Genomic DNA, 14,020 nt, shown 5'->3' with positions numbered 1-14,020 from the left:
GGGCGGGCGGGGCGCGCGATCCCGGGGCGGTCGCCGAGGCGATCCGGATGACCGCGACACCGCGGGGCGCGCTCGGCGGATCCGATTACCCGGCGACCTGGACCGGCCGCAAGAGCCTGGAGACCGCCGCCGCCTACCTGACGGGGCGCTACGAGAGCGCCTACGCGTCCAGCCTGTTTGAAACCTGGTATCGCGCCCAAGCGGGCGCGACCCGGTCGGATCACGCCGCGTTTCGTCCGCGGGCGTGATCCTGCCACCACGCTTCCAGCGCATCCGCCTCCGGCGGCAGCGACACCGACAGCCCCTGGGCGAAGTCGTTCCAGACGTCCTCGGCCTTCGGCGTCACCACGCACGCCACCGGCACGCCGGCCGCGATCGCCGCCTGGAATGCCGACATCAACCCGCCGCGCACCGCCTCCTGGCCGCCGAACCGGCTCAGCACCACCAGCGCCGGCTTGCGCGCCACCGCGCGTTCGACCGCCCCCGCCGCCAAAGCCAGCGATGACGAATTGAGATTGCAGGCCTGCGATCCCGAGCCGAGATCCTGATGCATCGCGTAGCGGTCGCCGGTCGCGATATCGATCAGCTCGCTGCGGCATTCGCAGCCTTCGTGACCGCCGCCATGGCCTTCACCGTGACCCTGCCCATGCCCGTGTCCCTGATGGCCGCGGCCGGTATCCTCCGGCGGCACGATCACGCCGACGACGTCGATGCCCTCGGCCTTGCGCCGCAGCGCAAACGCGGTGAGCACGTCGGCGGCCGGCGTCCCCGGGCCGCCGCGCAGCGCCGCGATCGGCATCAGTTGGTTGCTTTCGAACGACATTGTCGATTCTCCTCCATGAGATACGGACGTACGTCGTCGCTGACCCGACACGACTGGTAGTCGCGTAGTCGTCAGCGCCGCCGTTGCAGCGATCAGCAAAGAGAATGCGAACTTCGTGCCGGCTCGCGGCACCTCATCGCCGCCAACTACGCGTGGCCGTCGCGTCCCGGCGCGAGCGCGACGCCCTTGATCTGCGCGTAGACGTCGACCCCTTCGGCGAGCCGAAGCAGATCCCACGACCGCCGGCTCAGCCGCGCCAACAGCCGACCGCCATGACCTTCGCGGCCGAGCGCCAGCACCACCAGCATCTCGTTGGCGCCGACCGGCGAGGTGGTGACGATCCGCGCCGCCACCGCGTTGAGAATCGAGCTCGCCTGCGGCAGCTCGCGCGCCAGGCTGACGTCGCTAGCGGCGATCCGAACCCGGCGGAGTTCGCCGCTCGCCGCCGGCGCCGACGGCACCAGCAGCCGCCCGCCGTCGATCTGCAGCGTCACCAGGCCATAGCTGGAATCGTAGTTTTCGACCTCGGCGTCGAAATTCACCGCGGCGTCGCGCGCGATCGCCAGCGGCAGCTTCGGATCGCTCTGCAGCTCGGCGAGCGGGCCGACCGCCAGCACCTTGCCGGCCTGCATCAGCACCAGATGATCGGCGAGCCGTTCGATCTCGGTGATGTCGTGACTGACGTAAACCACCGGCAGCGACAGCCGCGCGTGCAGCCGCTCCAGGAACGGCAGGATCTCGTCCTTGGTAAGCCGATCCAGCGCCGACAGCGGCTCGTCCATTAGCAAGAGTTTCGGCTGCGACAGCAGCGCCCGTCCGATCGCGACGCGCTGACGCTCGCCGCCGGACAGATTGCGCGGCGATCGTTCCAGCAGCTTCGCAAGCCCGAGCAGGTCGATCACTTCGTCGAACTCGACCGCATCGGCATGAGTCTTACCGGACTCATGCGGCGCGCCGTACAGCAGATTGGCCTTCACCGAGAGATGCTGGAACAGGCTGGCTTCCTGAAACACATAGCCGATCGGGCGATGATGCGGTTTCAGGAAGGTCGTATCGTCCTGCCACACCTCGCCGCTGACTTCGCAGCTACTTCCCGGCAGATGCTGCAGCCCGGCGAGGCAGCGCAGCACGCTGGACTTGCCGCAGCCGGAGGGCCCGAACAGGCCGGTGATTCCGGTGGCCGGCACCGCGAAGGCGGCATCCAGCTTGAAGCCGCCGAGCTGGCCGCGAAACGCCGCCCGAATGGTGGGAGGTGACAGCGCCCTCATGCCCGGATCCGCGCAGTTCGTTTTTCCAGCATCATCATGGTGAGGATCACCACGAAGGCGAACGCCGCCATGCCGCCGGCCAGGATGTTGGCCTCACGCCACTGCGAGGTCTCGACGTAGTCGTAGATCGCCACCGACAGCACCTTGGTGCTGCCCGGTATGTTGCCGCCGATCATCAGCACGATGCCGAACTCGCCGACGGTGTGGGCGAAGCCGAGCACCGCACCGGCCAGAAAGCCCGGCCGCGCCAGCGGCACCGCCACCGTCCAGAATGCCTTCAGCGGCGAGGCGCGCAGCGTCGCGGCAACTTCCAGCGGACGATCGCCGATCGCGTCGAACGCATTGCGGATCGGCTGCACCACGAACGGCATCGAGTAGATCACCGAGCCGAACACCAGACCGCCGAAGGTGAACGCCACGGTGCGGCCACCCCACAGCGCCGCCAGCGCGCCGCCCGGCCCGTCCGGCCCCATCAGCACAAGAAGATAAAAACCGAGCACGGTCGGCGGCAGCACCAGCGGCAGCGCCACCACCGCCGCGATGCCTTCCTTCCACCACGCCCTGGAGCGCGCCAGCCACCACGCGATCGGCGTGCCGACGATCAGCAGGATCACCGTGGTAATCGCCGCCAGCTCGATGGTGAGCCACACCGGCTGCCAGATGTCGGGGGGAAGGCTATGCATACGTTCTCAGGACTGAGGTGGTGAAGGAAACGAGGCCTTCCTCCGTCATTGCGAGCGAAGCGAAGCAATCCATGCGGCGAGCACCGAGCTGGATTGCTTCGTCGCTACGCTCCTCGCAATGACGGAGAGGCTTCAGCATGAGAACGTCAGCTCGCCTTCGGCGTGGTGACTTCGTAGCCGAACTTCTCGATGATGGCGCGCGACTCCGGGCCCTTGAGGAAGTCGAGGAACGCCTTGGCGGCGGCGTTGGCTTCGCCCTTCTTCAGCAGCACGGCGTCCTGGGTGATCGGCTTGTACAGGTTCTGCGGCACCATCCAGCGCGAGCCGTCCTTGTCTCCGATCACCTGCGACAGCGCCACGAAGCCGATCTCGGCGTTGCCGGTCTGCACGAACTGATAGGCCTGGGTGATGTTGGCGCCTTCGACCAGCTTCGGCTTCAGGTCGTCGTACAGCTTCAGCGCCTGCATGGTCTCGACCGCGGCGGCGCCATAGGGCGCGGCGGCCGGATTGCAGATCGACACCTTGGCGATCGACGCCTGCTTCAGGGTCTCTTCGCCCTTCACCACGCCCGGCGACTTGCTCCACAGCACCAGCTTGCCGACCGCGTAGGTGAACACGCTGTCCTTCACGCCGAGGCCTTCTTCGGCGAGCTTCTTCGGCCGCGCCGAGTCGGCCGACAGGAACACTTCGAACGGCGCGTCCTGGGTGATCTGGGTGTAGAACTGACCGCTGGCGCCGAACGACAGCACCACCTCGTGCCCGGTCTTGGCCTTGAACGCCGCAGCGATCTCCTTCACCGGCTCGGTGAAATTCGCCGCGACCGCGACCTTGGCGGAATCGGCGAGCGCCGGCGCAGAGGCAAGGCCGGCGGCAAAAGCTGCGCCGAACAGGGCGAGCTTGAGAGTGGCAATGGCTTTCAAGGGAAGTCTCCTACTGGTTGAAGTCCGCATTGATGGTGATGGCGACAAGGCGAACGGCGCGACGCGGCCCAAGCCTCGTTTGGTGATCAAGCCTCGGTTGGTGACGATGTCGCTCCGCTCGGAATGATGAGATCGGGACGAACATGGTCGGTGCACCGCGTCAGTCGATCGCGACGATGACGTGAGCGGCGTCGAACACCGCGCAGGCCGGATCACCCGGGGCCAGCTTGAGGTCGTCGGCGCTGCGCGCCGTGACCGAGGCCGCCAGCGTCTTGTCGCCGCCGATATCGAGCACGATCTCGGCGTTGACGGCCGAGATGTCGGCGCGGCGCACGATGCCGCGCACGCAATTGCGGGCCGAGACCAGCGGCGGCTGATGGCCCGGCGCGATCATCACGAACGGCGCCTTGATCAGTACGATCGCCTCGCGGCCGACCACGAGACCGAGGCTGCGCACGCTCTCGGCGGTCAGCAGCGCATAGATCGTGGTCTCGGGCGACACCGTCACGGCGACTTCGGCGCTGAGCGTATCGGCCCTGATGTCCGTGATGACGCCGCGAAGGGCGTTGCGGGCACTGGTCTTCATGAAGAATCCGGAGACGAGATTGATCGGGGTGATGCCGCTGCCGGCGAGTTCGGGCTCGAGGTTGCGGAACACCCGCGCCATCTCGGCCTCGAGTCGGCCGAAAGCTTCGATCACCTTGACGCCGGTCGGGGTCAGTTGCGCGCCACCGCCGGCCTTGCCGCCGGTGCGGGTTTCCAACAGCGGCCGGCCGAACAGGTTGGTCATCGCGTCGAGCGCGTCCCAGGCGGCCTTGTAGCTGAGGCCCGCCGCCTTGGCGCCGGCGGTGATACTGCCCTCGCGCGCCACCGCCTGGAGCAGCCGGATGCGGTCACGGCCGACCCCGGAAATCTCCTTCGTTTTCAGTGTGACGGTTGCCTCTATGGACATCCAGGCAGCCTCGTCATTTGGTCGGACTGGTCGTCATGTGCAGGAACTATATAACGGCATACCCAGCCTGGCCAACCTCAACGAAGGAGACCACAGCCATGAAAATCAGCGCCCGCAATCAGCTCAAGGGCACCATTGTCGACGTCATCAAGGGCGCCACCACCTCGCATGTCCGTATCGACATCGGCGGCGGCGCGATCGTAACTGCTTCGATTACCAACGAATCCGCCGAAGAACTGAAGCTCGCCAAGGGCCAGCCGGCAATGGCTCTGATCAAAGCCTCCGACGTGCTGGTCGCCGTCGATTAAGCCGGTCGCGATCGCTTCAAGCGACAACAGGTCGCGCCCACCCATTACTTCAGCGCCTCGCAGACACTGACGTGAGGGTGGGCGGGTCGGCGGAAGCTGCGGCCATGCAGCTTGCCCCACCATTGATCGAGCGCGCGCCGCTCGCATTTCAGCCGCACACTCATGCCGTCGGCGAATTTGATCCAGGCGTCGAAGCGATGGCTCGGCACCGCGATCACCAGCGGGACGTCGGCGCTGAGCGCCTCGACGATCAGGTGCAGCAAGCCTTTGCCTTCGCTCTCCTGCTGGCCGAACCGATTGATGATCAGAAGGTCCGCGCCCTGCGCCAGGGCGCATGCGACCCGCGCGCCGGCATCGAGCAGGCGGCTCGGATCGAGCCGGCAGCCTTCGGCCATCGGACCGAGATCCTGATACAGCGAAATCTGCTCGCCGGAATGCACCAGCCTGGCGGACAGCCCGCGGGTCTCGTCGCCGCGTGGCCCGACCTGCACCAGGCCGACGGCGCGGTATCCCTGTGAATTGAGGTCGGCGGCGAAGTCGCCGAGCAGCCGATCCGGATCCTCGCCGCGTTCATAGACCAGAGCAGCCAGATCGCATTGGGAGTCGAAGGTCATCGGCCCATCGCCGCGGCTTGGCGGCGCTCCGCTGTCGAGAGAGCACGAGCGGCGGGCAGATACCCCTGCGTTCCGCCCTCGTCATATATAACAGTATATAACGATCCCGCGCCAGCAGAAATTCTGCTTTTGGACCAATGGAAAAGATGCGACCGAGGAGCGGATGCAAACGCAACTAGCACCGCCTGTTGTTTGGGCGATGCGTAATTTTATTGCTCTCTGATCCATATTTTTTGCGCTTTGATGCGCGTCAAATCAGGGGTTTCCCCTGCGTGCTACTGCACCGCACACAACGCAACATCTCTGCCAGCGAGGCCCCGATACCTCGCGAGCAGTCAATCTAAAGGCCACGAGGAGGTTCTGCCCGGCCGCTGCCTCAGCAGCCGCCCGGCATCGATACACCTTTCCCAAAAAATGGCCGACGCAACACGGCGGGTTCGCTCCGCCGATCCAACGCAGACACGCAAAAACGGACGGACCCCATGAACGCAAAATATCCTGGCATTCCCTCAGTGATCCACGGCAACGGCGCGGTCGCGCAGGTGATGGGGCATGTCTGCGGCGGCGTCATCGGCTACCCGATCACGCCTTCAACCGAAATCTCGGAAATCTATGAGGCGTTCCGCTCGTCCGGCGGCTGCAACGTCTGGGGCAAGCATCCGTTCTTCTTCGAACCGGAAGGCGAACACTCGGCGCAGTCCGGCGCGCTCGGCGCGGCGCTGACCGGGGGCAAGTTCATCTCCAACGCTTCGTCGTCCCAGGGCATCCTGTACGGCCTGGAGTCGCACTACGTTACCGTCGGCAAGAAGGTCGGCGGCTTCGTGCTGCAGGTCGCCGCGCGCGTGGTGTCGAAGCACTCGCTCAACGTGATGGCCGGCCATGACGACGTCTATGCGCTGCTGTCGTCGGGCTACACCATCCTGTTCGGCTCCAATCCGCAGGAAGCCGCCGACCTCGCCGCGATCTCTTATAAGGTCGCCGCGATGTCGCTGATCCCGGTCGCCAACGCGATGGATGGCTTTGCGACCTCGCACATGCTGTCCGAAGCGCTGATGCCGGAGCCGGACCTGCTGCGCGAATTCCTCGGCGACCCGGCCGGCCGCATCAAGTGCCCGACCGTGGCGCAGGAGATGCTGTTCGGCGCCAAGGGCCGCGTGTTCCAGCTCAAGCAGTATCTGCTGCGGCACGAAGCCGACTTCATGCCGTCCGACCTCGCCTCGCTCAGGAAATTCCTCGACGACAACGCCGACACGATCGAGACCGATAACGCCGGCACCATCGTGGTCGAGACCCTCGCTTACGTGCCGGAAGAACTACGCGGCCAGTGGAAGCGGCAGTGGATCAACGCGCCCGAGAAGGGCACCCGGCAGCTGGTGCCGGCGCTGGTCGACATCGACAATCCGGGCCTGACCGGCGGCGTGCAGAACCAGCCGGACTTCCAGGCCGGCGCGGTCGACCACCGCACGCACTTCGCCAATTCGGTGCCGCGCTTCGTCAAGGAAGCGATGGCCGAATACGCCGCGCTGACCGGCCGCGAATACAAGCCGGTGATGACCTATATGTGCGACGACGCCGAGCACGTCGTGGTCGGCCTCGGTTCGGTCACCGACGACGCCGAAGCGGTCGCGGCTTATCTGCGCTCGCAGGGCAAGAAGGTCGGCGTGGTGTCGATCAAGATGCTGCAGCCGTTCCCGGAAGCCGAACTGGTCGAAGCGCTGAAGGGCAAAACCGCCGTCACCGTGCTGGAACGCTCGGAAGTCACCGCGCTGACCCAGCTCGTCACCCAGGCGCTGTGCAAGGCGCGCGAGAACGGCGACGCCGGCGTGCGTCACGCCGGCATTCCGGCGCTAACCAAGCTGCCGAAGATCACCACCGCGATCTTCGGCCTCGGCGGCCACGATCTGCAGCCGCGCGACCTGATCGCCTGCTACGCCAATATGGAGAAGCAGGACTCGGCGCCGTTCGTCTATCTCGGCACCAAGTTCTTCACCGAGAACCCGTCGCCGCGGATGGAAGCGCTGCAAAACCGGCTGAAGGCGGCGTATCCGGAAACCCAGTTCATGGCGCTGCCGACGGGGCAGAACCCGAACCTGCTGCCGCCCTCCGCGTTCCGCATCCGCTTCCACTCGATCGGCGGCTACGGCACCATCGCGTCCGGCAAGCTGCTGACCGACATCCTGGCCGGCGCGCTCGACATGCATTCGAAGTCGGCGCCGAAATACGGCTCGGAAAAGAGCGGCGCGCCGACCAATTACTACATCACGCTGTCGCCGGAGCCGGTGAAGATCACCAACGCCGAGCTGGAAGACGTCGAGATCGTGATCTCGCCGGACCACAAGGTGTTCGTGCACACCAACCCGCTGCGCGGCCTGGTGGCGGGCGGCACCTTCATCCTGCAGACCAACCTGTCGCCGCTCGAAGTGTGGCGTGATCTGCCGGCCAAGGCGCGCCAGACCATCCGCGACAAGAAGATCAAGTTCTACGTGATCGACGCGTTCGCGGTGGCCAAGCGCCACGCACCGACCGCCGAACTCGAAACCCGCATGATGGGCATCGCCTTCATCGGCGCGGTGTGCGGCAATGTCGACCGCGTGGTCGCCGACGCTTCGCAGGACGCGATGCTCAACAAGATCCGTCAGCAGATCTCGAAGAAGTTCGGCGCCAAGGGCGGCGACATCGTCGAGGGCAACATGGCGGTGATCCGCGAGGGTCTCGAAGCCACCCACAAGGTCGATTACGACGCCGCCGAATTCGGCGAGGACGCCATCAAGGCCGCCCCGAAGGCCAAGCGCGACGCCTCGATCTCGGCCTCGATGTGCCGCGTCGCGGCGCCGGCTTCGGCCGCGGGCTTCCTCGATCCGGAGTACTACGACGACGTGCTCGCCGCGCCGTTCCGCGACGGCACCATCGCCGAAGCGCCGGTGCTGCCGGGTATCGGCATGTTCATGCCGGCCGGCTCCGCCGCCGCCAAGGACAAGGGCCTGTTCCGCCGCAACGTGCCGGAGTTCAAGGCCGACCTCTGCACCGGCTGTATGGAATGCGCGCTGGTCTGCCCGGACGCGGCGATCCCGAATGCGGTGCACGACATCCACGAACTGCTGCTGACCGCGATAAAGCAGCTCGACATCGCGCCGGCTCAGCAAGACAGCTTGCGCGAGAAGGTGCCGGCGCTAACCGAAGCGATCCGCGACGTGTATCGCCAGGCTAAGGACGACAAGCCGTTCCACGATATCGTGGCGCAGGCAGCCGAAGCGCTGAAGCTCGACAACGCCACGCTGAACCGCAACTTCGGCAAGCTGTCGGCGGCGCTATCGGTGTATCCGGTGGCCCGCACCCGGCCGTTCTTCGACGCGATGGAGAAGAGCCAGCCGGGCACCGGCGGCCTGTATTCGGTGAGCGTCGACCCGTGGAAGTGCTCGGGCTGTCTCGAATGTATCGACGTCTGCGGCCCCGGCGCGCTGGTCGATCGTGAGCAGGACGAGCCGATGCTGGAGCAGCTCCAGGCGCGGTTCGAATTCCTCAGCCGCACCCCGAACACTCCGGCGCGGTTCACCGAAAGCGCGACCAAGCCGGAAGGCGAGACCAAGCGCCTGATGCTCGATCGCGCCAATTACTACGCGACCACCGGCGGCCACGGCGCCTGCCGCGGTTGCGGCGAAGTCACCGCGATCCGTCTGGTCACCTCGACCAACCACGCGATCCACGACAAGCGCCGCAAGGACCACATCCGCGAGCTGGAAACCCTGATCGACCAGCTCAATGCCAAGCGGGCGCTGGTGGCCGGCGACGAGGCGCGCGCCGCCCGCATCGACCAGACCCTGAAGACGCTGGAGAAGCGGCTGTATCTCTATGAGAGCGGCCCGACCGGCAACGGCCCGTCCGGCATGGTGATCGCCAACGCCACCGGCTGCTCGAGCGTCTATGCGTCGACCTTCCCGTTCAACCCCTACACCGATCCGTGGGTGAACAGCCTGTTCCAGGACACCCCTGCGGTGGCCAAGGGCATCTTCGAAGGTCTCACCGCCAAGGCGTCGGAGGACTTCCGGGCGCTGCGCGTCGCCAAGCTCGAACTGGCCGACGCCTATGATGCGGCCAAGCACGACGGCTACTTCCGCTACTTCGGCTGGAGCGAATTCACGCCGGAAGAGCGCTCGATGCTGCCGACCGTGCTGAGCATGGGCGGCGACGGTGCCACCTACGACATCGGCTTCGGCGCGCTGTCGCGTCTGCTCGCCACCAAGACCCCGATCAAGGTCGTGGTGCTGAACACCGGCGCCTATTCCAACACCGGCGGCCAGACCTCGACGGCGAGCCTCACCGGCCAGGACAGCGACCTGTCGCGGTTCGGCATCGCCCAGCACGGCAAGCAGGAATCCCGCAAGGAGCTCGGCCTGATCGCCTCGTTCCATCCGAACGTGTTCGTGGTGCAGACCGCGACCGCGCTGCAGGGCCACTTCCTGAAGAACGTGATGGAATTCCTGAACCACACCTCGTCGCCGGCGGTGCTCGACGTCTATACGCCGTGCCAGGCCGAGCATGGCATCGGCGACGCCGTCGCCAACCGACAGGCACGTCTTGCGGTCGAAAGCCGGATGAATCCGGTGTTCGTCCACGACCCGCGCAAGGGCAGCAAGCTCAACAACTGGTTCTCGCTCGACGGCAACCCCGAGGCCGACCAGGACTGGGCCACCAAGCCGATCGAGTACGTCGATGAGAGCGGCAAGCCGCAGCTTCTGAAAGCCAAGCTGACGCCGGCCGACTTCGCCCACACCGAAGTCCGCTTCCGCAAGCAGTTCAAGCCGCTGAAGAAGGACGACGGAGCGCTGCCGATCGACGAATATGTCGCGCTCGATCCGGCGGCGCGCGCCGGCAAGACGCCGTTCATCTACGCCACCGATGCCGACAAGAAGCTGATCAAGCTTTCGGTCGGCGAGACCGTGGTGGCGCTGGTGGAAGAACGGCGGAAGTACTGGCGGACGCTGCAGTATCTCGGCGGCTTCGACGTCCGTGCGCTCGACGAAGCGCACAGCGCCGAACTGGCCGCGCTGCAGCACCAGTACGACGAACAGGTCAAGGCCCGCGAAAGCTCGCTCGATCAGATCGCGCGCGGCATGAGCGAGCTGGCAGCCTCTTCGAACGCGCCGGCCGCCGGCGGGTTCGCCGGCCTGATGGCCGGGCTGGCGCCCGCCCCGGCCGCCGCGGCGGCGCAGACCAACGGCGCCAAGGCAGCCAATGGCAACGGTGCCGAACCGATCCACATCGACGATGCGGACCTCGGCAAGTGCACCAACTGCAAGAGCTGCTACCAGGACGTGCCGGAAGTGTTCGAACTCACCAAGATCGTCGTCGACGGCGCCCCGAAGGACGTCGCCCACGTCATCCCGGGCGTGTTCAGCAAGCTCAAGGTCACGCCTGAACTGTCGGCCAAACTGAGCCGCGCAGCGGCCAACTGCGATGCGGAGATCATTCGATGAGCGACGTCACCGGAACGGTCTCCAGCGACGTGCTGCGCTACCAACAGGCGCGCAGCACGCTGGAAAGCTCCAAGAGCGAACTGGAAGAGCTGCAGAACAGCGAAGCTGTCGGCATCTTCCAGAAGCAGCTCGCGCTCTTGCAGAAGCGCCTGGTCAACGACCCGGCGTCGCTGCGCAACATGTTCATCGCGGACGGCACCCAGGCGATCATCTGGGAATTCCAGCAGCCGGAGCTCGGTGAAGCCTTCACCACCACGCTGTGGAATCTGCTCGCCCGCGGCGACGACATGTCGACGATCCTGCAGCGCTTCATCTGGGCGCTGCCGCTGAAGTTCAAGCGCAAGTTCATCAAGGCGATCGACGTGCACCTGCGCGGTCGCTACCCGATGTTCGAGAACCTGTCGGAAGGCTGGCCGGGCGAGGCGTTCATCCCGCCCTACATCCGTCCGGCCGAAGAGCGCGCGATCGACTTCGAACTCGTGAACCAGGGCTATCTCGGCTACCAGTCGATCGGCTACAGCCTTCGCGAGTGCGAGCTGTTCGTCTGGTTAGAGGTGATGCGCGACAAGCAGTGCGACGACAAACCGTGCGAGCTCGGCGTGCTGATTCAGGGCCGGAAGGAAGCCAAGGGCGGCTGCCCGGTGAAGATCCACATCCCCGAGATGCTGGACCTGCTCGGCAACGGCAAGCATCGCGAAGCCTTGGAGCTGATCGAAAGCTGCAACCCGCTGCCGAACGTCACCGGCCGCGTCTGCCCGCAGGAACTGCAGTGCCAGGGCGTCTGCACCCATACCAAGCGGCCGATCGAGATCGGCCAGCTCGAATGGTACCTGCCCGAGCATCAGAAGCTCACCAATCCGAACGCCAATGAGCGGTTCGCCGGCCGGATCTCGCCGTGGGCCGCGGCGGTGAAGCCGCCGATCGCGGTGGTCGGTTCCGGCCCGTCGGGCCTGATCAACGCGTACTTGCTGGCGGTCGAAGGCTTCCCGGTCACGATCTTCGAGGCGTTCCACGACCTCGGCGGCGTGCTGCGCTACGGCATTCCTGAATTCCGCCTGCCCAACACGCTGATCGACGACGTCGTCGAAAAGATCATCCTGCTCGGCGGCCGCTTCGTGAAGAATTTCGTGGTCGGCAAGACCGCGACGCTCGAAGACCTCAAGGCCGAAGGCTTCTGGAAGATCTTCGTCGGCACCGGCGCTGGCCTGCCGACCTTCATGAACGTGCCCGGCGAGCATCTGCTCGGCGTGATGTCGGCCAACGAGTTCCTAACCCGCGTCAACCTGATGCGCGGCCTGGACGACCGTTACGAGACGCCGCTGCCCGAGGTGAAGGGCAAGAACGTGTTCGTGATCGGCGGCGGCAACACCGCGATGGACGCGGCGCGCACCGCCAAGCGGCTCGGCGGCAACGTCACCATCGTGTATCGCCGCACCAAGAGCGAGATGCCGGCCCGCGTCGAGGAGCTGCATCACGCGCTGGAAGAAGAGATCAATCTCGCGGTGCTGCGCGCCCCGCGCGAATTCATCGGCGACGACCACACCCACTTCGTCACCCACGCGCTGCTCGACGTCAACGAGCTCGGCGAACCCGACAAGTCCGGCCGCCGCAGCCCGAAGCCGACCGGGCAGATCGAGCGGGTGCCGGTCGACCTCGTGATCATGGCGCTGGGCAACACCGCCAACCCGATCATGAAGGACGCCGAGCCGGGCCTGAAAACCAACAAATGGGGCACCATCGAGGTCGAAGAAGGCTCGCAGCGCACCTCGATTCCCGGCGTCTACACCGGCGGCGACGCCGCCCGCGGCGGCTCCACCGCGATCCGCGCGGCCGGCGACGGCCAGGCGGCGGCGCGCGAAATCGTTGGCGAGATTCCGTTCACGCCGGCCGAGATCAAGGACCGGGTCGAACGTGCCGCGAAGTACACCGAGCTCGGCCAGGTGGCGCAGACCATCGTCAACAAGGTGCCGCTCGCCGGCGGCATCGTCGAGTTCACCGTGCGGGCCCCGATGGTGGCGCGCTCGGCCCAGGCCGGACAGTTCGTCCGCGTGCTGCCGTGGGAGAAGGGCGAACTGATCCCGCTGACGCTGGCCGATTGGGACGCCGAGAAAGGCACCATTGATCTGGTGGTGCAGGGCATGGGCACCTCGTCGCTGGAGATCAACCGGATGGCGATCGGCGATGCGTTCTCCGGCATCGCCGGCCCGCTCGGCCGCGCCAGCGAGCTGCACCGCTACGAAGGCAACCAGACCGTGGTGTTCTGCGCCGGCGGCGTCGGCCTGCCGCCGGTGTATCCGATCATGCGCGAGCACCTGCGGCTCGGCAACCACGTGACGCTGATCTCCGGCTTCCGCGCCAAGGAGTTCCTGTTCTGGACCGGCGACGACGAGCGCGTCGGCAAGCTGAAGCAGGAGTTCGGCGACCAGCTGTCGCTGATCTACACGACGAACGACGGCTCCTACGGCGTCAAAGGCTTCGTCACCGGCCCGCTCGAGGAGATGATGAAGGCCAACCAGGAAGGCAAGGGCCGCAGCATCGCCGAAGTGGTGGCGATCGGCCCGCCGCTGATGATGCGGGCGGTCTCCGACCTCACCAAGCCGTATGGCGTCAAGACCGTGGCGAGCCTCAACTCGATCATGGTGGATGCGACGGGGATGTGCGGCGCCTGCATGGTACCGGTGACCATCGACGGCAAAATGGTCCGCAAGCACGCCTGCATCGACGGCCCGGAAATCGACGCCCACATCATCGACTGGGACAAGTTCCTACCCCGCTTCAACCAGTTCAAGGCGCAGGAGCTGGAAAGCAAGAAGAAGCACGGCTTCGTGTAAGCGCGAAGCCGCAGCCCGTCGCCATTCCCGGATCGGTGCGACGCGCCGTCCGGGTACACACTCAGCGAAGCAATCCAGTCTCTCACCGGGGCTGGATTGCTTCGTCGCTTCGCTCCTCGCAAGGGCGGCGAGAGAGTGATTATTACA

General features: G+C 66.0%; 9 protein-coding genes and 1 pseudogene. 4 read left to right on the top strand and 6 right to left on the bottom strand.

Annotated elements, in window-relative coordinates:
- A pseudogene (locus VRZ08_RS24150) lies at positions 1-248 on the top strand (peptidase); the annotation flags it as partial.
- Here VRZ08_RS24150 and VRZ08_RS24145 read toward each other — a convergent pair.
- The 5 genes from VRZ08_RS24145 to VRZ08_RS24125 form a co-directional block, all read right to left on the bottom strand.
- On the bottom strand, positions 221-823 hold the full coding sequence (locus VRZ08_RS24145) for a DUF2478 domain-containing protein (RefSeq protein WP_414534152.1): 603 nt from the start codon (positions 821-823) through the stop codon (positions 221-223). The pseudogene VRZ08_RS24150 and the gene VRZ08_RS24145 sit on opposite strands and share 28 nt — an antisense overlap.
- A gap of 146 nt (positions 824-969) precedes the next feature.
- A complete protein-coding gene (gene modC, locus VRZ08_RS24140; RefSeq protein WP_414534151.1) occupies positions 970-2,091 on the bottom strand; it encodes a molybdenum ABC transporter ATP-binding protein in 1,122 nt (373 codons plus the stop codon).
- The gene (gene modB / locus VRZ08_RS24135) at positions 2,088-2,774 is read right to left on the bottom strand and encodes a molybdate ABC transporter permease subunit (RefSeq protein WP_107346250.1); all 687 of its coding nucleotides are present in this window, start codon (positions 2,772-2,774) and stop codon (positions 2,088-2,090) included. Before modB ends, modC begins: the two co-directional genes overlap by 4 nt.
- 146 nt (positions 2,775-2,920) lie before the next feature.
- A complete protein-coding gene (gene modA / locus VRZ08_RS24130; protein ID WP_011160249.1) occupies positions 2,921-3,694 on the bottom strand; it encodes a molybdate ABC transporter substrate-binding protein in 774 nt (257 codons plus the stop codon).
- Between the two features lie 160 nt (positions 3,695-3,854).
- Entirely contained in the window at positions 3,855-4,646 is a 792-nt protein-coding gene (locus VRZ08_RS24125; RefSeq protein WP_414534150.1) for a TOBE domain-containing protein, read from the bottom strand.
- A 98-nt stretch (positions 4,647-4,744) separates the two neighbouring features.
- On the opposite strand from VRZ08_RS24125, the gene VRZ08_RS24120 reads away from it, so the two are divergent.
- A complete protein-coding gene (locus VRZ08_RS24120; protein ID WP_011160251.1) occupies positions 4,745-4,954 on the top strand; it encodes a TOBE domain-containing protein in 210 nt (69 codons plus the stop codon).
- 44 nt (positions 4,955-4,998) lie between these two features.
- Here the strand turns inward: VRZ08_RS24120 and VRZ08_RS24115 are convergent, their stop codons facing one another.
- Positions 4,999-5,568 carry a DUF2478 domain-containing protein gene (locus tag VRZ08_RS24115; RefSeq protein ID WP_230766971.1) on the bottom strand — a complete coding sequence of 190 codons (570 nt, stop codon included), beginning with the start codon at positions 5,566-5,568 and terminating at the stop codon, positions 4,999-5,001.
- 482 nt (positions 5,569-6,050) lie between these two features.
- Here VRZ08_RS24115 and VRZ08_RS24110 point away from each other — a divergent pair, with 482 nt between their 5' ends.
- Together VRZ08_RS24110 and VRZ08_RS24105 are read left to right on the top strand one after the other, a co-directional pair.
- The gene (locus VRZ08_RS24110; RefSeq protein WP_414534149.1) at positions 6,051-11,042 is read left to right on the top strand and encodes a 2-oxoacid:acceptor oxidoreductase family protein; all 4,992 of its coding nucleotides are present in this window, start codon (positions 6,051-6,053) and stop codon (positions 11,040-11,042) included.
- The gene (locus VRZ08_RS24105) at positions 11,039-13,873 is read left to right on the top strand and encodes a sulfide/dihydroorotate dehydrogenase-like FAD/NAD-binding protein (RefSeq protein ID WP_414534148.1); all 2,835 of its coding nucleotides are present in this window, start codon (positions 11,039-11,041) and stop codon (positions 13,871-13,873) included. The genes VRZ08_RS24110 and VRZ08_RS24105 overlap by 4 nt, the downstream gene beginning before the upstream one ends.
- Positions 13,874-14,020: the final 147 nt, after the last annotated feature.

This window comes from Rhodopseudomonas sp. G2_2311 (assembly GCF_047501505.1).
Taxonomy (GTDB): domain Bacteria; phylum Pseudomonadota; class Alphaproteobacteria; order Rhizobiales; family Xanthobacteraceae; genus Rhodopseudomonas; species Rhodopseudomonas palustris_H.
This window is presented reverse-complemented; position numbering and strand designations above follow the sequence as displayed.